A 20,764-nucleotide genomic window follows, 5' to 3' on the forward strand; every position below is an offset into this window, starting at 1 on the left:
CGTGCCGTGGATGTTCGTCAGAATGCCGGGGATGAAGGGGCAGGTCTTCGCGGAAGACCCCGATTACGATGCCCGTGTTCCGATCGACACGAGAATTGCGCTGGGCACCACGTCCGCGCCCTTCAGGCCGGTGCATGAATTCGAGATCGATCCCGACTGCGTGCCCCGCGAGGTCCTCCTGGACCGGCCGTTGAAATCCTTCATGGACTTCTTCTTCATCAACAACGGGATCAACGTGGTCAGCACCCGGTTGCGGGAGATCCTCGAACGGCTCGATCCCGGTCTTCACCAGTTCTGGCCGATGAATTTCCGGACGAAGCGCGGCATCCGCACCGACGGGCAGTTCCACGGCATGGTCGTCATGGGATTCGCCAACGCGCTCAGCGAGGAAGGCAGCGATCTTCTGGTGGTCGGCCCCTCGATGACGCCCCTTCCCGGCGGCAAGTCCGTCCCCAGCAAGAGAAAGGCCATCCTCCGCCACACGGGCAACGCGGCCGTCCGGACCGATAGTCTGCCGGCCTGTCATCTCTGGTGGGACCATGGCCTCTGGCCGCACTACCTGCTGTGTTCGGACGCGCTGCGGCAGGAGATCGTCGATGGCGGCCTGAACGTCTTCAAAATGAAGAAGCTGAGGGCAGCGGAGCGATCCATGGAGGACGTGCCATGCTAGGCAAGACCGCCGGCGGTCTCTTCTGGATGTTCCGCTATCTCGAACGATCGGAGAATACCGCCCGGCTCATCGAGGCGGGGTTCCGGATCGCGCTGACGCGCCCCGACGGGGCCGACGATGAATGGGCGAGCGTGCTGCAGACCGCGGCCGTCGCCGACGCCTACCGCGCGCGGCACGGCGAGGTCGAGGGCGCGCGCGCCATCGACTTCCTGCTGCGCGACATGACGAACCCCTCCTCGGTGATGTCGGCCATCGCGGCCGCGCGGCAGAACGCGCGCCTCGTGCGCACCGCGCTGACCCGCGAGGTCTGGGAGGCGGTGAACGACGCCTACATGATCCTGAAGGACGAATTCGCCCGGCCCGTCGCCACACGGAACCTTCCCGAGGCGCTCGCCATGGTAAGGCAGCAATCCGCGCTGGTTCGCGGCGCGCTCCACGGGACGATGCTCAGGAACGACATCTTCGATTTCTGCCGCCTCGGCACGTTCCTGGAACGGGCAGACAACACCGCGCGCATCCTCGACGTCAAATACTACGTCCTGCTGCCCTCGATCAGCCAGATCGGCTCGAGCCTCGACAACGTCCAGTGGGAGACGATCCTGCGCTCGGTGGCAGGCCAGCGCGCCTATCGCTGGATCACGCAGGGCGAATCGAGCCCCATGGGAATCGCCGACTTCCTCATCTTCGACGGGCGGATGCCGCGCTCGCTGCGCTTCTCGGTGTCGAAGATCGCGACGAACCTCGCCTATCTCGAGGCGGGCTACGGGCAGCGCCTGCCCAGCCGCGACCAGATCGACGTGCTGAACGCGCGCCTCGGCACGCTCAACATCGACCGCGTCTTCGAGGACGGATTGCACGAGTTCATCACCGACTTCCTCAACGACATCGCCCGCCTCGGGCAGCAGATCGAAAAGGACTACCGTTTCTTCGGTTGACCCATCCCATGCGCCTCAGGATCCTGCACACGACCACCTATCACTTCGAGCAGCCCGTCAGCTACGGCCTGCAACAGCTGCGCCTGATCCCCAAGAGCCGCACGGGACAGGCCATCGTGCACTGGAACATGGAGATCGAGGGCGGCACGCGGCAGACCGAGTTCAACGACCATCACCAGAACCGCGTCACCCTGATCTCGTTCGACCCCTCGGCCACCTCCATCGTCGTGCATTGCGAGGGCGAGGTGGAGACGGCCGACCTGCACGGTGTCATCGGAAAGCACGCGGGCTTCGCGCCGCTGTGGTTCTTCCGCCGCTCGACCGAGCTGACGCGCGCGGGCCCCAACGTGCGCCGCCTCGCCAAGGGCCTGCGCGAGGAGAACGAGGACGACATCCCGCGCCTGCACGCGCTGTCGCACCGCATCCTCGAGGAGGTGCTCTGGGAGGTCGGCACGACCGAGGCCACGACCTCGGCCGAGGAAGCGATCGAGCATGGCCGCGGCGTCTGCCAGGATCACGCCCACATCTTCCTCGCCGCCGCGCGGTCCATGGGCTACCCGGCGCGCTACGTCTCGGGCTACCTGATGATGGACGACCGCGTGCACCAGGACGCCAGCCATGCCTGGGCCGAGGCCCATGTGGAGGGCGTCGGCTGGGTGGGGTTCGACGTCTCCAACCGCATCTCGCCCGACGCGCGCTACGTCCGGGTGGCGACGGGCCTCGACTACCGCGAGGCCGCGCCGGTCTCGGGGCTGCGCTTCGGTCTGGGCGGCGAGGCTCTGTCCATCGACATCCAGGTGCAGCAGCAGTAAGCCATCGGCGCGAGGACAGGCGGGAAATCGGAAAATGACCTATTGCGTGGGGCTGAAGCTCGACCGTGGGCTGGTGTTCATGTCGGACACGCGCACGAATGCCGGCGTCGACAACATCTCGGTCTTCCGCAAAATGTTCCTGTGGGAGGCCGAGGGCGAGCGGTCGATCACGCTGATGACGGCCGGCAACCTTGCCACGACGCAGGCCGTGGTGAGCCTTCTGAACGAACGCGCCAAGCCGGCCGACGAACGCGGCGCGCCCTCGATCCTCGAGGCGCCGTCGATGTTCCAGGTGGCGAAGCTCGTGGGCGAGACGCTGCGCGAGGTGATCGCGCGGGAATCGGGCATGGACGGACCGCAGGCCGACAGCCCCTTCTCGGCGACGCTGATCCTGGGCGGCCAGGTGCGCGGCGGCGCGCCCCGTCTGTTCCTGATCTACCCCGAGGGCAATTTCGTCGAGGCCTCGGACGACACCCCGTTCTTCCAGATCGGCGAGACCAAGTACGGCAAGCCGATCCTCGTGCGCGCCTACGACGCCGACATGGGGTTCGAGGAGGCGGTGAAGCTTCTGATGCTGAGCTTCGATTCGACACTGAAGGCCAACTTGTCAGTGGGCCTGCCGCTCGACCTGCACATCTACGAGGCGGACACGCTGCGCCACGGCCCGCTCAGACGGATCGAACGCGACGACGCCTATTTCGAGGCGATCTCGTCGGGCTGGGGCGAGGCGTTGCGCGAAGCCTTCCGCCGGATGCCGCCCTACTCGCTCGACTGAGCGCCTTTGCGGCGTCGTGCCGCCCACGCGGCGGCCGGAGCATCGGGAGGGGCTGTCTGCCCCTCCCGAACCCTCCCCGAGAGTTTTTTCAAGGATGAAGGCTCAGGTCCGCGTGACGTCGAAGCCGTGCAGCCAGTCGTAGCGCGCGGTGACGAGATGGGGCGCGGTGCGGGCGGCGAGGCGCAGGGCGCCGTGCGCCGCGAAGCGCAGCGGGCCCGGCCGCAGGTGGTAGGTCGTGGCGTTGTCCTGCGCGGCCTGCACGATCCGCGCGCAGCGGGGTCGGCGCGCGGCCTCGTAGGCCGCGAGCGCGTCCCCCGTCACGGGATCATCGGCCAGCCGCCGCACGAGGTCCCAGGCGTCCTCGAGCGCCATGTTGGCGCCTTGCGCGAGGAAGGGCAGCGTCGGGTGCGCGGCGTCGCCAAGAAGCGCAAGACGCCCCTCGGTCCAGACCTGCGCCACGGGGTGGCGGAAGAGGCCCCAGAGGTTGACGGTCTCGACCCGGTCGAGCAGCGCGCGCACCTCGGGGCAGAAATCCACGAAGGCGCGGCGCAGGGTCTCGGGCGCATCGGTGTGGTGCCAGCCCTCGGCTGCCCATTCGTCGCGCTCCTCGACGGCCACGACGTTCACGAGGCGTCCATGGCGCAGCGGGTAGCGCACGAGGTGGCGGCCGGGTCCCATGAAGACATGCGCCTCGGGCGGGAGGCTGCCGTCGTCGGGCACGGTGGCGCGCCAGGCCACCTGACCGGTGAAGAAGGGCCGCGACCGGGGGTTGAGCGCGGCCCTCGCGGGCGAGGTGAGGCCGTCGGCCGCGAAGGTCAGCCCGTGACGCTCGGTCGTGCCGTTCTCGAGGGTCAGGAGCGTGTCGCCGCCTTCGGTCGCGACGGCGGTGACACGCGTGCCGAGGCGGACGTTCACCCCCGCCTCGCGCGCGGCCCCGGCGAGGATGTCGACGAGATCGGCGCGGTGCACGAAATGCCACGGCCGGTCGGCGCGGGCGAGCGGCATCGCGAAGACCTCCGCGCCCCGCCGGAAGTCGCGCAGCCGCACGGCGTGCGACCTTGACGACGCGGCCGCCACCGCCTCCGCGAGGCCGAGGGCCCTCAGGACCACCCAGCCGTTGGGACTGATCTGGATGCCGGCGCCGATCTCCGCGATCGCGGGGGAGCGTTCGAGGACCGTGACCGCCGCCCCGCGCCGTGCGGCGGCAAGCGCCGCGGCAAGGCCGCCGATCCCGCCGCCGATCACCGTCACGCTTTCGCCCAGAAGCATCGTGCCCCCGTCGGTTGGAATGAAGAGGGGCGCCCCGGAGGGACGCCCCTGGCAATCGTCGTGCGCCGGGCGTAGCCGCCCGCCGCGATCAGTCGTCGCGATGGACCTTTTCGCGCCGTTCGTGCCGTTCCTGCGCCTCGAGGCTCATCGTGGCGATGGGTCGCGCGTCGAGCCGCTTGAGCGAGATGGGCTCGCCCGTCACCTCGCAGTAGCCGTATTCGCCCTCGTCGATGCGCCGCAGGGCGCTGTCGATCTTGGCGATGAGCTTGCGCTGGCGGTCGCGGGTCCTGAGTTCCAGCGCGCGGTCGGTCTCCTCGCTGGCGCGGTCGGCGACGTCGGGTATGTTGCGCGTCCCGTCCTGGAGGGTCTCGACCGTCGAGCGGCTTTCCTCGACGAGATCGTTCTTCCAGGTCAAGAGCTTGCGGCGGAAGTATTCGAGCTGCCGTTCGTTCATGAACGGCTCGTCCTCGGCGGGACTGTAGTCGTCTGGCAGAAAGACTTCGGCTTTCATTTTGCTCCCCTCACCGGAGCCAGTTTCGATCATCTGGTCTGGCATGAAAATCACCTCCGGTCTCCGCGGCCCGATTACAAGACCGGACCCGGCTTGTCACCTCTCTTGTGCGCCTGCCGCATGGAATCTGACCTGTGGAAAAGACAATTTGCGGAAAATGCAGCAGTTGCGGCATGGTTCGTGCGGCGCGGCGGGCGCGCGCCGCTGGACACGGCCCCGCGCTGCGCCTAGGTCGGGCTGTCACGAGGTTCGAGAAGGGGTAGCCCATGCGCTTCGAAGGCACCGGCGATTATGTCGCGACCGACGATCTGAAGGTGGCCGTCAACGCCGCCGTCACGCTGGAGCGACCGCTTCTGGTGAAGGGCGAGCCCGGCACGGGCAAGACCGAGCTTGCGCGCCAGGTCGCGACCTCGCTCGGGCTGCCGATCATCGAGTGGCACGTCAAGTCGACCACGCGCGCCCAGCAGGGCCTTTACGAATACGACGCCGTCAGCCGCCTGCGCGACAGCCAGCTGGGCGACGAGCGGGTGCATGACGTGCGCAACTACATCAGGCGCGGCAAGCTGTGGCAGGCCTTCGCCGCCGAGGGGAAGACGGTCCTGCTGATCGACGAGATCGACAAGGCCGACATCGAGTTCCCCAACGACCTGCTGCAGGAACTCGACCGGATGGAGTTCTTCGTCTACGAGACCGGCGAGACGGTGTCGGCGAAGGTGCGGCCGATCGTGATCATCACCTCCAACAACGAGAAGGAGCTGCCCGACGCCTTCCTGCGGCGCTGCTTCTTCCACTACATCCGCTTTCCCGACATGGAGACGATGAAGCGCATCGTGGAGGTGCATTTCCCCGGCATCAGGAACGACCTCCTCGGCACGGCGCTGACGCAGTTTTACGAACTCCGCGAACAGCAGGGGCTGAAGAAGAAGCCCTCGACCTCCGAGGTGCTCGACTGGCTGAAGCTGCTGCTGGCCGAGGATCTGTCGCCAGAGGACCTGCGCCGCGACGGGGCCTCGGCGCTGCCGAAGCTGCATGGCGCGCTTCTGAAGAACGAACAGGACGTGGCGCTGTTCGAGCGGCTGGCCTTCATGGCCCGGCGGCAGCGCTGAGACGCCGACGCCCGCGCCACACCCGACCGCAAATCCGGGCCTGCGCCGGCGGGAAATTGCTGCCTTGTTCACCGAATGATGCCAAACTTCGGGGACAAGGCATACGATGAGAATGTGCGGCACGAGCAAAAGGCGGGCCCTTGCGGCCCGGCAGGTTCCGGATTGAACGACGATATCGAAATAAGCCCCCTCTCGGCGGGGGACCGCGCGGAGTGGTCCGGGCTCTGGCGGGCCGACCTCGCGTTCTACGGGGCCGAACGCCCCGAGGCGGTGTTCGAGACGACCTTCGCGCGATACGCCGATCCCGGACGCGACGACATGCTGGGCTGGATCGCCCGATCCGGTGGCCGCGCGGTCGGGCTGGCGCATGTGATCGTCCATTCCCACGGCTGGCAGGACGCGCCCGTGACCTATCTTCAGGACCTCTACGCCGACGAGGCGGTCCGGGGCCGGGGCATAGGGCGCAGGCTGATCGAAACGGTCTATGCCGATGCCGACCTTGCCGGGCGTCCCGGCGTCTACTGGCTGACGCAGACCGGCAACACTGCGGCGCGGCGGCTTTACGACCGGATCGGCAAGGCCACCGATTTCATGAAATACAACCGGAGTTGAGCGCCCTTGCCCCTGCCCTTCCTGCGTCCCGGTCCCGCCTGTCGCCTGCTCGCCTGCCTTGTCGCGCTTGGCGCCTGCGCGCCCACCGTGCCCGCCTCGGGCGTGGCGGAACGGCGGATGGACGCGCTGCCCGGCGATCTGCCGGCGATGAACCGGTTCACCGGCGCGCAGCCCGACGCCCCCTCGCGCAGCAATGCCGAGATCGCGGCCGATTTCCTCGACCTCGGCTTCGCGATGGAATCGGGCCGCCCGATCGAGCGTATGAGCCGGTTCGAGGGTCCGATCACCGTCGCGGTCAACGGCACGGCGCCTGCCTCGCTTCTGGCCGACCTCGATGCGCTCGTCGCGCGGCTGAGGGCGGAGGCGGGCATCGACATCCGCCGCACTGACGCCGCCGACGGCCCGGCCGGCATCACGATCGAGACGCTGCCGAGGGCGCGGATGCAGCGCGTCGTGCCGCAGGCCGCCTGCTTCGTGGTGCCCCGCGTGAGTTCCTGGGCCGAGTTCCGGCGCGCGCGCAGCGGGCGCGACCTCGACTGGACGACGCTCGCCACCCGCGAGCGCGTGGCGGTGTTCATTCCCGGCGACGTCTCCCCCCAGGAGGTCCGCGACTGCCTCCACGAGGAGGTGGCGCAGGCGCTGGGGCCGCTCAACGATCTCTACCGCCTGCCGGATTCTGTGTTCAACGACGACAACTTCCACGCCATCCTGACCGGCTTCGACATGCTGATCCTCGGCGCCTACTACGACGACGCGCTGTCCAGCGGCATGACCCGCACCGAGGTCGCCTCGCGACTGCCCGCGATCCTCGCCCGCCTCAATCCGCGCGGCGAGCGGCGGGCGGGTGCTGCGGTGCGCCCCACCTCGCGCGCCTGGATCGAGGCCATCGAGACGGCGCTCGGCCCCGGCGCGTCGGAGGCGCGGCGCATCCAGTCGGCCGAGCGCGCGGTGACGATCGCCCACAACGCCGGATGGCGCGACACGCGCCTTGGCTTCAGCCATTTCGCCCTCGGCCGCCTGACCCTGTCGCGCGATGCGGACCGCTCGGTCGCCGCCTTCCAGACCGCGGCCGCAATCTTCGAGCGGGTGGCCCCCGGCGGCATCCAGTCGGCGCATGTGGACATGCAGCTTGCCGCCTTCTCGCTCTCGGCCGGACGGCCGGACGAGGCGCTTCGCCTGACCGAACGCGCGCTGCCCGCGGCGATGAAGGCGCAGAACGCGGCGCTTCTGTCGACGTTGCAGATGATCCGCGCCGAGGCGCTGGGCGCGACGGGCCGCAGCGCGGAGGGGCGCGTGGTGCGTCTCGACAGTCTCGGCTGGGGTCGGTATGGCTTCGGCTCGAACGCGGCGGTGGGTGCCCGGCTCACCGAGGTCGCGGCCCTCGCGCCCTGACGGAAAAGGCGAAACGGATGCTGAACCTGATCGGAGCCGCGGCAGGCGTGGCGCTCGGCCTCCTGGCCGCATGGCGGCGCGGTGGCAACAAGGCCGACATGGCGCAATACGCCGCCGTCTTCGCGATCATCGGCTTCCTGCTCGGCACCTTCGCGATGCTCGTGGTGCCCGGACCGGCCTGAACGCGGCCCTGTTCCGTTCGCCGCCGAACTGCCCTACCCTCTCCCACATGTTCCTGCCGTTCCTCGACGCCCTGCGCGCCGCGCGCCTGCCGGTGAGCCTTCGCGAATACCTCGCCTTCCTCGAGGGCGTGTCGTCGGGCCTCGTGACCTATGACGTGGACGGCTTCTACTACCTCGCGCGCGCCGCGATGGTGAAGGACGAGCGCCATCTCGACCGGTTCGACCAGGCCTTCGCCCATGTCTTCGGCGGCCTCGAGCAGATCACCGCCGAGGACGTGCTGGAGGCGACGGAGATCCCGCGCGACTGGCTCGAGAAATTCGCCGAGAAGCATCTCACCCCCGAGGAGCGGGCCGAGATCGAGGCGCTCGGCGGCTTCGACCGGCTGATGGAGACGCTGCGCGAGCGCCTGAAGGAGCAGCAGGGCCGCCACCAGGGCGGCAACAAGTGGATCGGCACCGCCGGCACCTCGCCTTTCGGCGCCTACGGCTACAATCCCGAGGGTGTGCGCATCGGTCAGGACGCATCGCGCCACCGCCGCGCCGTGAAGGTCTGGGACCGGCGCGAGTTCCGCAACCTCGACGACAGCGTCGAGCTGGGCACGCGCAACATCAAGGTCGCGATGAAGCGGCTGCGGCAATGGGTCCGGCAGGGCGCCCACGAGGAGCTGGACCTCGACGGGACGATCCGCGCCACCGCCGAGAACGGCTATCTCGACGTCAGGACGCGACCCGAGCGGCAGAACGCGGTCAAGGTGATCCTGTTTCTCGACGTGGGCGGGTCGATGGACGACCACGTCCGCATCGTCGAAGAGCTGTTCAGCGCGGCGCGGACCGAGTTCAAGCACCTCGAATACCACTATTTCCACAACTGCCTCTACGAGGCGGTCTGGCGCGACAACCGCAGGCGCTGGACCGAGCAGATCCCGACCCGCGAGGTGATGAACACCTACGGTTCGGACTACAAATGCATCTTCGTGGGCGACGCCTCCATGTCCCCCTACGAGATCGCCTTCGCAGGCGGCGCGAACGAGCACTGGAACGAGGAGGCCGGGCAGGTCTGGCTGGAGCGGGCGCGCGCGCAGTGGCCGGACCACCTGTGGATCAACCCGGTGCCCGAGCGCTACTGGGGCCATACCCAGTCGATCGGCATGATCCGCCAGATCTTCGAGGATCGGATGGTGCCGATGACGCTGGAGGGGATCGACCGCGGGATGCGGGTGCTGGGACGATGAGGCGCGGTGGCTAAGCGCCCGTACTCGGCGCTCGCGTTCCTGTGGGCGCGGCAGCGATGGGCGGTCCTCGCGCTCGGGGTGGCGCTCGTGCTCGCGGCGGCCTTCGCCGTCAGGCTTCTGGTCTTCACCGTCTACTGGTCCGATCCCGCGCACCGCGCCCAACCTCTCGAAGGCTGGATGACGCCGGGCTACATCGCACGCTCCCACGACCTCGACCGGGTCGCGCTGCGCGCCGCGCTCGGGGTCGACGCCGGCAACCGCGACACCCTCGCCGACATCGCCCGCGCCCGCGGCGTGCCGGTCGAGGACGTCATCGCCGAGGTCGAGGCCGAACTGGAGAAGGCGCGCGGACGATGACCGAGACGCTGCTGGCGCTCGTCCCGGTCTACGGGATCGGCCTCGTGGCGGTCGTGACCTTTCTGTCCTGCCTCGCGCTCCCGGTGCCAAGCTCGCTCGTGATGCTTGCTGCGGGCGGCTTCGCGGCCTCGGGGGACCTCGTCCTGTCGCAGGTGGCGCTTGCCGCGCTCGGCGGCGCGATCGCAGGCGATCAGGCGGGATACCAGCTCGGCCGGTTCGGCAGGCGGCTGCTGGCGGGCCGGCGCCTTCCGGCCTCGCGCGCGCGCCTTCTCGCGCAGGCGCGGCGGATGCTTCACGAAAAGGGTGCCATGTCCGTCTTTCTCAGCCGCTGGCTGTTCTCGCCGCTGGGGCCTTACGTGAACTTCGCGGGCGGGGCCGCGCACCTGCCCCTCGGCCGCTTCACCCGCGCCGCCGTCGCAGGCGAGGCGGTCTGGGTCGCGATCTACGTCGGCCTCGGCGCGGCCTTCGCCGAGGATCTCGTCGCGCTTGCGGACATCCTTGGCAGCGCCTCGGGACTTCTGGCGGCCCTTGCCGCGGCCGGTCTGCTCCTGCTGTGGCTGCGTGCGGCACTGCGCCAACGGGCCGGAGCGGCCCGATAGACCCGAGCCGGGGGGTTGTCCGATATCCATGAAGCCATAGCTGCCGCCCCATGGACCCTGAAGAAGGAGAGAGACACATGGCGATCAAGAAACACGGAAACGCCGTCTGGCAAGGCGATCTCAAGACCGGCACCGGCGAGGTATCGACCCAGTCGGGCGCGATGGACGCGGTGCCCTACGGCTTCAACAAGCGCTTCGCCGACGAGCCCGGCACAAACCCCGAAGAGCTGATCGGCGCGGCCCATGCGAGCTGTTTCGCGATGGCGCTGTCGATGATCCTCGGGCAGGAGGGCCTGACGCCAGAGCGGCTGGAGGCGACCTCGACCGTCTCGCTCGAGGAGAAGGACGGCGGCTTCGCGATCACGAAGGCGCATCTCGACCTCACCGCGCGCATCCCCGGCGCGGACGACGATACGTTCCGCCGCTGCGCGGAGGCCGCGAAGGAGAACTGCCCGGTCTCGAAGGTGCTGGCGGGCGCCGAGATCACCCTGGAGGCACGGCTCGCCTGACGATCCCGCCGCCCGCGCCGGCCGGCCGCCCGCGAAAAGGGCCGGCCGGCGCAGGTGCGACGGCGGCGCGGCGTTGCGGACATTGCCGCGCGGCCCGCCGGGCCCCATATCCCGGTCATGCTGAAGTTCACGCCCATCCTTCTCGCCGTCCTCTACGCGCTCGCGATGTACCAGTTCTCGAGCTGGCGCACCCGGCGAGAGCTGGACGCGCGATCGACCGAACTGGCCGACGCGCGGCTGAAGACGCTGACAGACAGGATGGCCACGGCGCTCGGGGTCGAGCGCATCCGCGTGAATCTCTACGAGGTCGATGTCGTGAACGGGCTGGCCGCGCCCGATGGCAGGATCTTCCTGACGCGCGGCTTCTTCGAGAAATACCGCCGCGGCGAGGTGAGTCCCGAGGAGATCGCAAGCGTCATCGCCCATGAACTGGGTCACGTCGCCCTCGGTCATTCGCGGCGGCGGATGATCGATTTCTCCGGGCAGAACGCGATCCGCGTCGCGCTGGCCAGCATTCTGGGGCGTCTCGTGCCCGGCATCGGGATCTGGATCGCCAACGCGCTGACGACACTTCTGGCCGCGCGCCTGAGCCGTCAGGACGAATACGAGGCCGACGCCTACGCCTCGGCCCTGCTGGTCAAGTCCGGCATCGGCACCGCCGGGCAGAAAAGCCTCTTCGCCAAGCTGGAGAAGCTTACGGGCGCGGGCGGCGCGGGCGTGCCGGCTTGGCTGATGAGCCACCCCAGCACGCAGGAGCGCATCGCCGCGATCGAGGCGCTCGAGGCGCGCTGGTCGCGCGAACTGCCCCGCGAGTAGCCCTTCAGCGGGTCAGCGCGCGGGCGAGCCGCGGCAGGCGCACCCGCTTGAGAACGCCGCGCAGATCGAGCGTGTCGCCCGACAGCCTTTCCGCCTCCTTGTGCACCGCCCCGACCACCTCCGCGACCGTGTCGGGCGCGCCCGCCATCAGGTCGAGCAGGAACGAATCGGGATGGACGGCCACGAGGTCATGGGCCGTCATCTCGGCGCGCGGGAAATCCCTGAGGTTCAGCGTCACGATGCCCCTCGCACCCGCGGCGCGGGCCGTGGCGAGGACATGGATGTCGGTCGCGTCGGGTAGCCAGAGGGCGGCCTCGTCCTCGGGGCGGTGCGCGACCTCGGCGCCGGGAAACTTCGCCCTGAGGCGCGCGATCTCCCCCCGCGCGAGGGCCGCATCCGCCGCGCCGCCCTGCCGCTCGGCCACCCGCGCCCATTCCTCCAGAAGCCGCGGCGACCATGCGGGCGCGAACATCCCCGCCGCCGCGCATCCCAGAAGGATCTCCCGCAGGACGGTGGGATAGAGCACGCAGGCGTCGAGCACCCAGCGCCCGCCAGGCCCCCTCACGGCATCAGCCGGAAGGCAAGGGCCTTGAGGTAACCCGTCTCGGTCAGGGCTGGGTGCTGCGGATGGTCCGGCCCGGCGAAGCCCGTGTGGATCAGCCGCGGGTCGCGCCCTGCCCGCCCGAGGCCCCTCAGGCAGGCCATGCGGAACTTGCCGAGATCGGCGGCATGGGAACAGGAGCACAGGATCACGACGCCGCCCGGCGCCACGAGGTCGGCGGCAAGGCGCGCGGTGCGCTCGTAGGCGCGCAGGCCCTGCTGCAGCGCCTGCCGCGACGGCGCGAAGGCGGGCGGGTCGCAGATCACGAGGTCGAACTGCGCGCCCTCGGCCCCGAGCGCGGTCATCGTGTCGAATGCGTCGCCCGCGCGGGTTTCGAACCGCTCCGCAACGCCGGTGATCGCCGCACCGTCGCGCGCCAGCGCAAGCGCCCCCTCCGAGGCGTCCACCGCCAGCGCCGAGTGCGCCCCCGCCGCGAGGCAGGCCAGCGCGAAGCCGCCCACATGCGAGAAGACGTCGAGCACGCGGGCCTCCCGCGCGAAGCGTGCCGCAAAGGCATGGTTCGGGCGCTGGTCGAAGAACAGGCCGGTCTTCTGCCCGCCCATCACGTCGGCCCTGTAGACCGCCCCGTTCATGGGCACGTCGATGGGCGCGGCGGGCGCGTCGCCCAGAAGGACCGCCATCTCGTCCGGCAGCCCCTCGGCCGCGCGCGCCCGCGCCGTTCCGTTCTTGACGATGCAGCGCGCCCCGGTCAGCTCGGCCAGGAGGTCGCGGATCGCCTCCAGCCGGTCCTCCAGCCAGACGGCGTTCGGCTGAAGCACGATCGTGTCCCCGAACCGGTCCGCGATCAGGCCGGGAAGCCCGTCGCCCTCGGCATGGACGAGACGGTAGAACGGCGCGTCGAAGGCGCGCTCCCTGAGGTCGAGCGCGGCTCGCAGGCGCGCGCGCAGCCAGTCGCGGTCGATGGCCGCCCCCGCGTCCCGGTCAAGAAGGCGCAGGCCGATCCGCGCCTCGACGGAGGCCACGCCGACCCCGAGGGGCTTGCGCTCGGCATCCTCGAGGATCGCGAGCGCTCCCGGCGCGATGTTGCGCGCGCGGCGGTCGAGGACGAGGTCGTCCGACCAGGCCCAGGGGTGGCCATGGCGGATGCGGCGGGCGTCGGCCTTGGGCTTCAGCCGCAGGACGGGAAGGGCGTCTTGGGTCATGCCGCATCCCATACGCCTGTCGCGCGGCGCGGGAAAGGGGCCGCCATCACCGCGCGCGGCTCAGCCGATGTCGCGGATCCCGGCCACGGCCTCGCGCGCGCCCTGCAGCATCCAGACATGCTCGGAGGCGATGAAGAACACCGTCACGCCATGCTCCGCGTGCAGCGCCCGCGCCCGCGCGGCATCGGCCACGAAGGTCATGAAGGCACGGCCGGCGCCGCGCGCCGCCGCGCCCGTGCGGGCGTAGGCGCGGGCCACGTCGTCATTGTCCTGCGCGGCGTGGCCATAGCCCACGGTCAGGTCGGCCGGTCCGAGGAACAGCGCGTCGATGCCGTCGGTCGCGGCGATCTCCTCCACGGCCTCCACGGCCTCGGGGTCCTCGATCTGGGCGATCACGAGGGTGTCGGCGGTCATGGCCAGAAGCTCGGGCATGGACCGCGTGGCGTAACCCGCCCACCGCGTCGATCCCGCATAGCCGCGCCCCCCCGGTCCGAAGCGCGCCGCGCGCGCCACGCGCGCCGCCGTCGCCGCGTCGGTGACATGCGGCACCACGATACCGTCCGCGCCCGCGTCGAGGGCCATCCCGATCTGCTCGGCGCTGCCCGATGGGACCCGCACCAGAAGCGGGAAGCGCGCCGCGCGGGCCACGGCGCACAGCGAATTGAGCGCGGCCCGGTCGAAGGGCGCGTGTTCGGCGTCGAGGCAGACGAAGTCGAGGCCGGCGAGGATCAACACCTCGAGCACGTCGACGGAGGCCGTCTTCATGAAGGTTCCGGCCAGTGGCTCTCCCGCCATAAGCCTGTTCCGAAATCCCTTTTCGTCCATCCTAGCCCTCCGTTCCGCTTCATGCCGAAGCCGCCGGCACAGTGGGACCGCGCGATGCCGATTGCAATCTCCGCGCGGCGCCGTTCGGGCCGAAGGGCGCGCCGCGCTCTCAGAGATCGCCCGAAAGCCCCGGCAGGTCGAGGTCGAGCGGCAGCGCGCCGGGACCACCGGGAAGGTCCGGCAACGCGCCTGGCAGGGGCGGAACCGCGCCGGGATCGAAGGCGGGCGCAGGGGCGAAATCCGGCACACCCGGCAGGTCCGTCACGCCCGCTCCGTGGTCAGCGGAAAGAGGATCTGCGGAAAGAGGATCTGCGGGAAACGGATCGGCGGGAAACGCGGCCGCGGGCAACGGATCGCCGGGCATTGCGTCGGCCCCCGGTTCGGGCCAGTGGCCGTCCGGGTCGGGAAGGCCGGCCGCGACGCCCGGAAGGCCGGGCACGGCGGCGCCAGCCATGTCGATGGTCTTTCCGCGCCCGGACGGGCCCGCGATCTTCAGCGCGCGCCGCCCGTTCATCTGCCCCAGCCGCCCGGACGCCACGCGACGCCCCTCGGGCGTTTCGAGCGTCACGGCGGCGAGGGCGGAGGGATCGAAGAACACGAGGTCGCCAGGCGCCATCGACCGCACCTCCTGCAGGCTGCGCGTCGTCCGGCACAGCACGGCGTCGAGCGTCATGGCGGCGTCCTGCAATGCGGCCTCCAGCCCGTCGCGCCACGCCGCGGGGCGGGCCGCGTCGCCCTCGCCCGCTTCCGGCGCGACCAGCGGCACCGCAAGCGCGACCTGCCCACGGCGTCCCTCCGCCGCGCCGAGCGTCACCTCGGCCGACAGGAGGTGATAGGCGCGTTCGGGCAACAGCAGGTTGAGTTGCGCGCGGTCGGGAAAGACGCTGCCGTAGGTCAGACGCTCGGGCCAGTCGCGGTTGCCGATCCCCTCGGTCTCCTTCGAGAAGGCGGCGAGCATCAGGTCGAGGAAATCGCGGCAGAGCGCCTCGTCGATGCGTGTGACGCGGCGCGGCGCCAGTCCCTTGGCGTCGACCCGTCCCGTCGTCTGGACCTCGATCAGCGCATCGACGAGGCCGTGCGACAGCGCGACCAGACCCCGGCGGCCGTCACGATCCTCCAGCACCGCGACGAGCCCGTGTTCGGGCAGATGGCCCAGCGCGTGCGTCAGGCCGACCTCCTCGCCCACCGAGACCTCGCCCGGCACGAGGTGGAGACCCTTGAACGGAACGGCGGCATGGCGGAGCGTCCGCACCCATGCGTGCGACAACTCGGGCGACCGCTCGCGCGCCGCGCGCGCGCCGCGAAGATGCGCCGCGACGATGCGCGCGAGGCCGCCGCCCTTCGGACGGGGCGCAAGATCGGGTGTTTCGAGCATATCTCGGGCGCCCCTGCGCGGGTGCTGGTTGCCCCCGTTCTGCCATGCGGAGGGTTAACAAACCCCTCAGGTCACGCCGCGCGCACCGCCCTCGCGGGCAGGCTCACGCAAAAGCGCGTGCCGGTCTGGGCCGGCTCGTAGGTCAGGCTGCCGCCCAGCCTGCCCATGATCTCCCGGCTGATCGCCAGCCCCAGCCCGGCGCCGGGCGCGCCCTTCGCGGTGTCGAGCCTCGCGAACTTCTCGAAGATGAGGGTGCGCTGCCGGTCGGGAATGCCGCCGCCGTTGTCGGTAAAGCCGACGTCGATCCGGGACGGCCCCTGCGTGACGTCGATCCGAAGCTCGGGCGTGCTTGCGTCGCAGTATTTCTGGGCGTTGGAGATGAGGTTGATGAAGACCTGCGCAAGCCGGTCGGCGTCGGTGTGCACGACGACGCGCTCGGCCTCGCGGTCGCGCCGGATCTCGAGGCGCCCGCCGCCCTCCAGCGCGCCGGCGGCGTGGACCGCGCGGTCGAGCACCTCCGACAGCTGAGCGGGCCCCTCGTGCAGGGTCACGCGGCCGTGCTCCAGCACGCTGAGGTCCAGAAGGTCGTCCAGAAGCCGCGTCAGCCGAAGGCTTTCGTCGTGGATGATCCGGCTGAAGCGCGCGCGCGCGCCATCGTCGAGCGCCTCGGTCTGCATCAGGATTTCCGAGAACGAACGGATCGAGGTCATTGGCGTCCTCAGCTCGTGGCTGATCTGGCTGAGGAACGCGTCCTTCTGGACGCTGAGTTCGGTCAGCTTCTGGTTGGCCTCGCGCAGGCGCGCGGCGGTGCGGGCGAGTTCCGAGGATTTCGCCTCGAGCTGGCTGGAGTATTCCATGATCTGCGCCGTCTCGTCGGCCACGGCCAGAAGGTCGCGCACCGACACGCTGGCCCCGCCGGTGATCTGGCCGACCATCGCGTGCGCCGTCGCCGCGCCGACCGAGCCTGCAAGCTCGCGCTCCAGCCTCTCGAGAAAGTCGGGCGTGGGTTCGGGCAGTCCGCCGTCGCGGCCCTGGCTGCTGGCCGCGTCCCGGAACAGCCGTCCGGCCCGTCCCGCGCCGAGGATGCGCTGCGCCATGGTCAGCAGATCGTCGGCCGTCCCCGCCGCCCCGCGCCAGCCCAGAAGCGCGCGGGAATGGTCGTAGACGTTGACGAACTGCGCGCCCTGCAGCCGTTCGAGGGGGCTGGGGAAGCTGAACAGCGACCCGAGGATGAACAGAAACGTGTTCAGCCCCAGCGACAGCATCATCGCCGTCAGGAGCGGATCGGTGGCCTGCAGCCCGAGCGGCGTCGAGGGGCTGAGCCAGCCGATGCCGAGCGGCCCGGTCTCGAGGATCGACGGCATCAGCCCGCCGGTCTCGGCGATGTTGGGGATCAGCAGGAGCCACGCCCAGATCGCGAAACCGGCCCCGATGCCGAGGGCCGCCCCCGCCCGCGTCGCGCCGCGCCACAGGATGCCGCCCAGAAGCGCGGGCAGGATCTGCGCGACGCCCAGAAACGCGATCAGGCCGATTTCGGCCAGCGCGTCCGCGCCCCCCGACAGGCGGTAGTAGCCGAGACCGAGAAACAGGATCCCGCCGATGGACAGGCGCCGCGCCATCAGCGCGACGCGCCGCATGTCGCCCGACATCGGGTCGTCGTGGCGCGTGGCCCGCAGCCAAAGCGGCACCAGGATGTGGTTGGAGACCATGGTCGAAAGCGCCAGGGCCGCGACGATGACCATTGAGGTGGCCGCCGAGAACCCCCCGAGGAACACGAGAAGCGCGAGGCCGTCCTGCCCGAGGCTCAGCGGCACGGTCAGCACGAAGAGGTCTGGGTTCGTCCCCGCCCCCGGCAGTCCCAGGCCGATGACCGCGATCGGCACGACGAAAAGGCTGATGAGCAGCAGGTAGAGCGGAAAGGCCCACGCCGCCGTGGCAAGGTGCCTCTCGTCGGAATTCTCGACGACCAGCACCTGGAACATGCGCGGCAGGCATAGGATCGCGAAGGCCGAAAGCGCCGTGAGCCCCAGCCAGCGCGCCCCGTTCCAGCCCGAGGCCGCCACGGGGCTGGCCTCGATGCGGGCCAGCATGTCGGACGGTCCATCGGCCACGCCCCAGACCACGAAGACGCCCACGGCGAGGATCGCGAAAAGCTTCACGATCGCCTCGAGCGCGATGGCCGAGACGAGGCCGGGATGCCGTTCGTTCACGTCGAGCGAGCGCGTGCCGAAGACGATCGTGAACAGCGCGAGGCCCAGGGCCACCCAGATCGCCGTCTGCCCGGTGTCGGGCGTGCCGAGCGCGCCTGGCCGCGCGAAGACCGAGAAGCTGAGCACGACGGACTGCAGCTGAAGCGCGATGTAGGGCGTTGTGCCGATCACCGCCAGCACGGTCACGAGCGCGGCCAGCCCGCCCGACTTGCCATAGCGGCTGGAGATCATGTCGGCGATGGAGGTGATCCGCTGCGCGCGCCCGATCCGCACCATCTTCCGCAGGAGCCAGTACCAGCCGATGAAGACCAGCGTGGGCCCGAGGTAGATCGTCAGGAACTCCAGCCCCGTGCGCGCGGCCGCGCCGACCGCGCCGTAGAAGGTCCAGGCGGTCGTGTAGATCGACAGGCTGAGCGTGTAGGTGAGGGGCGAGTTCAGCCAGCGGGCCTTGCCCTCCATGGCGCGCTTCTCGGCGAGGAAGGCGACGCCGAACAGCCCCGCGACATAGATGACGCAGACCGCGACGAGGCCATCGAAGCTCAGCATCTCAGGACCCCGGACGCGGCGCGGGGTCGTGGCCCGGTGCAGGCCCCGATGCGTCCACCGGCGCGAAGCGGGACGGCACGGCCTCGGCGCCTTCGGGGTCGGGGGCGTCGCGCGCCAGCGAACGGCTGACCAGCATCGCCACCACGATCAGGCACAGCCACGTCACGAACAGGTAGACCAGCCAAGCGGCAAGCCCCGCCCCCTGCCCGTCCTCTCCGGTGATGAAGACCGGCCCGAAGAACAGGATCATGCCAAGAACCGGCAGAAGCCGCGCGGCGTCCTGAAGCCGGTTCTTGCGGTAGGTCCTGCGTTCGAGAAATAGCCGCCGCGCCATCGTCGCCTCGCCGGGTCCGCGGCTCAGCCGCCGTCGCCGAGGCCGCCCGCCACCGCGCGCGCGACGCCGCCGCTGCCGGCCAGCTCGCGCACCGTCGCGATCAGCTCGTCGTTCGAGAACGGTTTGGTAAGAAAGGCGTCCGCGCCCAGCGCCATGGCCTGCTCGCGGTCCCGCGCCTGCCCCTTCGCGGTCAGAAGCAGGACCGGAAGATCCCGCGTCGCCTCGCGCCCGCGCAAGTCGCGCAGGATCTCGAGGCCCGACCGCCCCGGCAGCATGACGTCGAGAACAAGCACATCCGGGCCGACCCTGTCGATCTCGTCGAGCGCGGTTTCGCCCTTGCCGTGGCCACGCACGTCCCAGCCGTCTCTGGCCAGGATGAAACCGATCGCCTCGAGGATGTTGGCTTCGTCCTCCACAAGGAGAATGCTTTTCGCCAAAGGTCCGGCCTCCCTCCGGGATAGGCGTGCAGTTTGCAGATTGCACGTCCTTTAGGCAATGGGCATCTCAAGTCAGCGACGGGCGGGGCAGGCCTCGCGCGGGCAGAGCCCGCAGCCCGGCCCCGCCAGAACCGGCTTCGCGTCCGAGGCGCCGCCCTGCGGCTGTGGCGCGATGAGCATCGTCGCCTGCACCACGGGCGCCATGCCGAACCCGGTCTGCGCCACCGCCTGCGCCACCGCCCAGGCCCGGAAGCGGTTGCCCTGCGGCATCTCGATCATCGCGGTGTCGGGATGGCCGGGACGGACCAGCGCGGCATAGAGCGGCCAGAGCGGACAGCCGGGCCCGAAGCGCGGGATCGAGAACGACGCCAGCCTGCGCCGGAACAGAAGCGCGCCCGAGGCGTCGCAGATCGCAAGGCCGAAGGCGGGCGCGCCCTCGGTCGGGGGAAGGGCCGCGAGCCGGCGCAGGACGAGGGCCACGTCGCCCGCGGCGAGCGCCAGAAGCGCGGAGGGATCGAAGCCCGCCTCGCGCGCGGCGGGCAGAAGCTCCGCCAGCGGCAGGCGGCCCGCGTCCGCGGCATAGCTCTCCAGCATCTTGCGGCCAAGCGCGCGGGTCGCCGCGTCCTGCATCCCGGGGCTCCGGTCGAGGATGCCGGGAATGGCCGCCGCTCCCTGCGTTTCGATCTCGGGGAAATGGTGGTCCGCGGCGTCGAACATCGCCTCGACCGTTTCGATCGGCGTCGCCGACAGCGTCTCGCCGCTTGCGTCGGGCGCCTCGAAATGCCCCAGCATCGAGGTCGCCCGCGCCGAAAGACGCTCGGCCTCCTCGTGGAGGTTGCGGTGAAAGCGGCCGCGCCATGCCGGGTCGAGGTCGCGCTCGCGGGCGAGGATGTCGGCGGTCGAGCGGATCGCGGCGACCGAGGACAGGATCTCGTGCATCGCCTCGGACAGGACCGGGTCGTGGCTCAGGCGGTCGCGCAGTCCCTCGATCACTCCCTCGAGGCCCGCGATGCGCTTCTGCTGCAGCGCGATCAGCCCCGTCCATCCGGGAAAGCGCGCGGCGAGGTCGTCGATCCGGTCGGTCTCGGGCACGGCGCCGAACGCCTCGCCGGTGCCGCGCGCCGCCGTCTGGAGCGTGTCATGGATGGTGGCGTCCGCGCCCTCGGACAGGAACGCGGGATCGACCCCGAGCGTCCGGGCGAGCGCCAGCAGAAGCTTGCCGCCGATCTTCCTGCGGTTGTGCTCGATCAGGTTGAGATAGGACGCCGAGATCCCCGCGGCCTCGGCCAGCGCGGCCTGCTTCATGCCGACCAGAAGCCTGCGTTCGCGAATGCGGTCGCCCGTCAGACGCGCGGCGCGCGGCGATCCTTTCGTCACGTCCGGCAGTGCCGACATGATCCTGCTCCACCCTGATTTACACGCGATATTAACAGGTTTCCCCGGCAACTCCAACGGCTTGGCGCAGCAGGTTTACAAGGGGCCAGACCCGACGCCCG

General features: G+C 70.2%; 23 protein-coding genes. 13 read left to right on the top strand and 10 right to left on the bottom strand.

The annotated features are described in order from the left end of the window. Positions 1-31 precede the first annotated feature (31 nt). From P6F26_RS06615 to P6F26_RS06630, 4 genes are read left to right on the top strand one after another with little or no spacing between them, the layout of a single operon-like run. Entirely contained in the window at positions 32-670 is a 639-nt protein-coding gene (locus P6F26_RS06615; RefSeq protein WP_278027866.1) for an imm11 family protein, read from the top strand. Continuing rightward, positions 664-1,605: an alpha-E domain-containing protein gene (locus P6F26_RS06620; protein WP_278027867.1), complete on the top strand. Its 942-nt coding sequence runs from the start codon at positions 664-666 to the stop codon at positions 1,603-1,605. The genes P6F26_RS06615 and P6F26_RS06620 overlap by 7 nt, the downstream gene beginning before the upstream one ends. A gap of 8 nt (positions 1,606-1,613) precedes the next feature. Next, positions 1,614-2,417, top strand: a complete 804-nt coding sequence (locus tag P6F26_RS06625) for a transglutaminase family protein (protein ID WP_278027868.1) — start codon at positions 1,614-1,616, stop codon at positions 2,415-2,417. A 34-nt stretch (positions 2,418-2,451) separates the two neighbouring features. Then, the gene (locus P6F26_RS06630; RefSeq protein WP_278027869.1) at positions 2,452-3,192 is read left to right on the top strand and encodes a proteasome-type protease; all 741 of its coding nucleotides are present in this window, start codon (positions 2,452-2,454) and stop codon (positions 3,190-3,192) included. A gap of 102 nt (positions 3,193-3,294) precedes the next feature. Here P6F26_RS06630 and P6F26_RS06635 read toward each other — a convergent pair whose 3' ends face one another. Further along, a complete protein-coding gene (locus P6F26_RS06635; protein ID WP_278027870.1) occupies positions 3,295-4,461 on the bottom strand; it encodes an FAD-dependent monooxygenase in 1,167 nt (388 codons plus the stop codon). 88 nt (positions 4,462-4,549) lie between these two features. Beyond that, positions 4,550-5,005, bottom strand: coding sequence for an RNA polymerase-binding protein DksA (gene dksA, locus P6F26_RS06640; RefSeq protein ID WP_430736724.1), 456 nt, complete (start codon positions 5,003-5,005; stop codon positions 4,550-4,552). A 233-nt stretch (positions 5,006-5,238) separates the two neighbouring features. Here dksA and P6F26_RS06645 point away from each other — a divergent pair, with 233 nt between their 5' ends. The 9 genes from P6F26_RS06645 to P6F26_RS06685 all read left to right on the top strand — a co-directional run bounded on the left by P6F26_RS06645 (position 5,239) and on the right by P6F26_RS06685 (position 11,777). Beyond that, positions 5,239-6,078, top strand: a complete 840-nt coding sequence (locus P6F26_RS06645) for an AAA family ATPase (protein WP_278027872.1) — start codon at positions 5,239-5,241, stop codon at positions 6,076-6,078. 162 nt (positions 6,079-6,240) lie between these two features. Next, positions 6,241-6,690, top strand: coding sequence for a GNAT family N-acetyltransferase (locus tag P6F26_RS06650; protein ID WP_278027873.1), 450 nt, complete (start codon positions 6,241-6,243; stop codon positions 6,688-6,690). Positions 6,691-6,696: 6 nt separating this feature from the next. Next, positions 6,697-8,082: a DUF2927 domain-containing protein gene (locus P6F26_RS06655; RefSeq protein ID WP_278027874.1), complete on the top strand. Its 1,386-nt coding sequence runs from the start codon at positions 6,697-6,699 to the stop codon at positions 8,080-8,082. A gap of 17 nt (positions 8,083-8,099) precedes the next feature. Continuing rightward, positions 8,100-8,264, top strand: a complete 165-nt coding sequence (locus tag P6F26_RS06660) for a hypothetical protein (protein ID WP_278027875.1) — start codon at positions 8,100-8,102, stop codon at positions 8,262-8,264. A gap of 47 nt (positions 8,265-8,311) precedes the next feature. Next, the gene (locus P6F26_RS06665; protein ID WP_278027876.1) at positions 8,312-9,496 is read left to right on the top strand and encodes a vWA domain-containing protein; all 1,185 of its coding nucleotides are present in this window, start codon (positions 8,312-8,314) and stop codon (positions 9,494-9,496) included. Positions 9,497-9,502: 6 nt separating this feature from the next. Further along, entirely contained in the window at positions 9,503-9,853 is a 351-nt protein-coding gene (locus P6F26_RS06670; protein ID WP_278027877.1) for a hypothetical protein, read from the top strand. Next, the gene (locus P6F26_RS06675) at positions 9,850-10,452 is read left to right on the top strand and encodes a DedA family protein (RefSeq protein WP_278027878.1); all 603 of its coding nucleotides are present in this window, start codon (positions 9,850-9,852) and stop codon (positions 10,450-10,452) included. The genes P6F26_RS06670 and P6F26_RS06675 overlap by 4 nt, the downstream gene beginning before the upstream one ends. Positions 10,453-10,535: 83 nt before the next feature. Beyond that, entirely contained in the window at positions 10,536-10,961 is a 426-nt protein-coding gene (locus P6F26_RS06680) for an OsmC family protein (protein WP_278027933.1), read from the top strand. 117 nt (positions 10,962-11,078) lie between these two features. Continuing rightward, positions 11,079-11,777, top strand: a complete 699-nt coding sequence (locus P6F26_RS06685; protein ID WP_278027879.1) for a M48 family metallopeptidase — start codon at positions 11,079-11,081, stop codon at positions 11,775-11,777. 4 nt (positions 11,778-11,781) lie between these two features. Here the strand turns inward: P6F26_RS06685 and P6F26_RS06690 are convergent, their stop codons facing one another. From P6F26_RS06690 to P6F26_RS06725, 8 genes are all read right to left on the bottom strand, one after another. Continuing rightward, a complete protein-coding gene (locus P6F26_RS06690; RefSeq protein WP_278027880.1) occupies positions 11,782-12,342 on the bottom strand; it encodes an RSP_2648 family PIN domain-containing protein in 561 nt (186 codons plus the stop codon). After that, positions 12,339-13,541: an RSP_2647 family RNA methyltransferase gene (locus P6F26_RS06695; protein ID WP_278027881.1), complete on the bottom strand. Its 1,203-nt coding sequence runs from the start codon at positions 13,539-13,541 to the stop codon at positions 12,339-12,341. The genes P6F26_RS06690 and P6F26_RS06695 overlap by 4 nt, the downstream gene beginning before the upstream one ends. Before the next feature lie 60 nt (positions 13,542-13,601). Next, entirely contained in the window at positions 13,602-14,366 is a 765-nt protein-coding gene (locus P6F26_RS06700) for an HpcH/HpaI aldolase family protein (protein WP_278027882.1), read from the bottom strand. 109 nt (positions 14,367-14,475) lie between these two features. Beyond that, entirely contained in the window at positions 14,476-15,741 is a 1,266-nt protein-coding gene (locus tag P6F26_RS06705) for a flagellar motor switch protein FliM (protein ID WP_278027883.1), read from the bottom strand. 71 nt (positions 15,742-15,812) lie between these two features. Continuing rightward, positions 15,813-18,497 (bottom strand): ATP-binding protein, encoded by a 2,685-nt coding sequence (locus P6F26_RS06710; protein ID WP_278027884.1) that lies wholly within the window; start codon positions 18,495-18,497, stop codon positions 15,813-15,815. Position 18,498: 1 nt separating this feature from the next. Then, positions 18,499-18,831, bottom strand: a complete 333-nt coding sequence (locus P6F26_RS06715; protein WP_278027885.1) for a hypothetical protein — start codon at positions 18,829-18,831, stop codon at positions 18,499-18,501. Between the two features lie 23 nt (positions 18,832-18,854). Continuing rightward, positions 18,855-19,268 carry a response regulator transcription factor gene (locus P6F26_RS06720; RefSeq protein WP_278027886.1) on the bottom strand — a complete coding sequence of 138 codons (414 nt, stop codon included), beginning with the start codon at positions 19,266-19,268 and terminating at the stop codon, positions 18,855-18,857. Positions 19,269-19,340: 72 nt separating this feature from the next. Beyond that, a complete protein-coding gene (locus P6F26_RS06725) occupies positions 19,341-20,663 on the bottom strand; it encodes a helix-turn-helix domain-containing protein (protein ID WP_278027887.1) in 1,323 nt (440 codons plus the stop codon). Positions 20,664-20,764: the final 101 nt, after the last annotated feature.

Origin of the sequence: Roseicyclus salinarum, assembly GCF_029624655.1 — a bacterium.
GTDB classification, from domain to species: domain Bacteria; phylum Pseudomonadota; class Alphaproteobacteria; order Rhodobacterales; family Rhodobacteraceae; genus Roseibacterium; species Roseibacterium salinarum.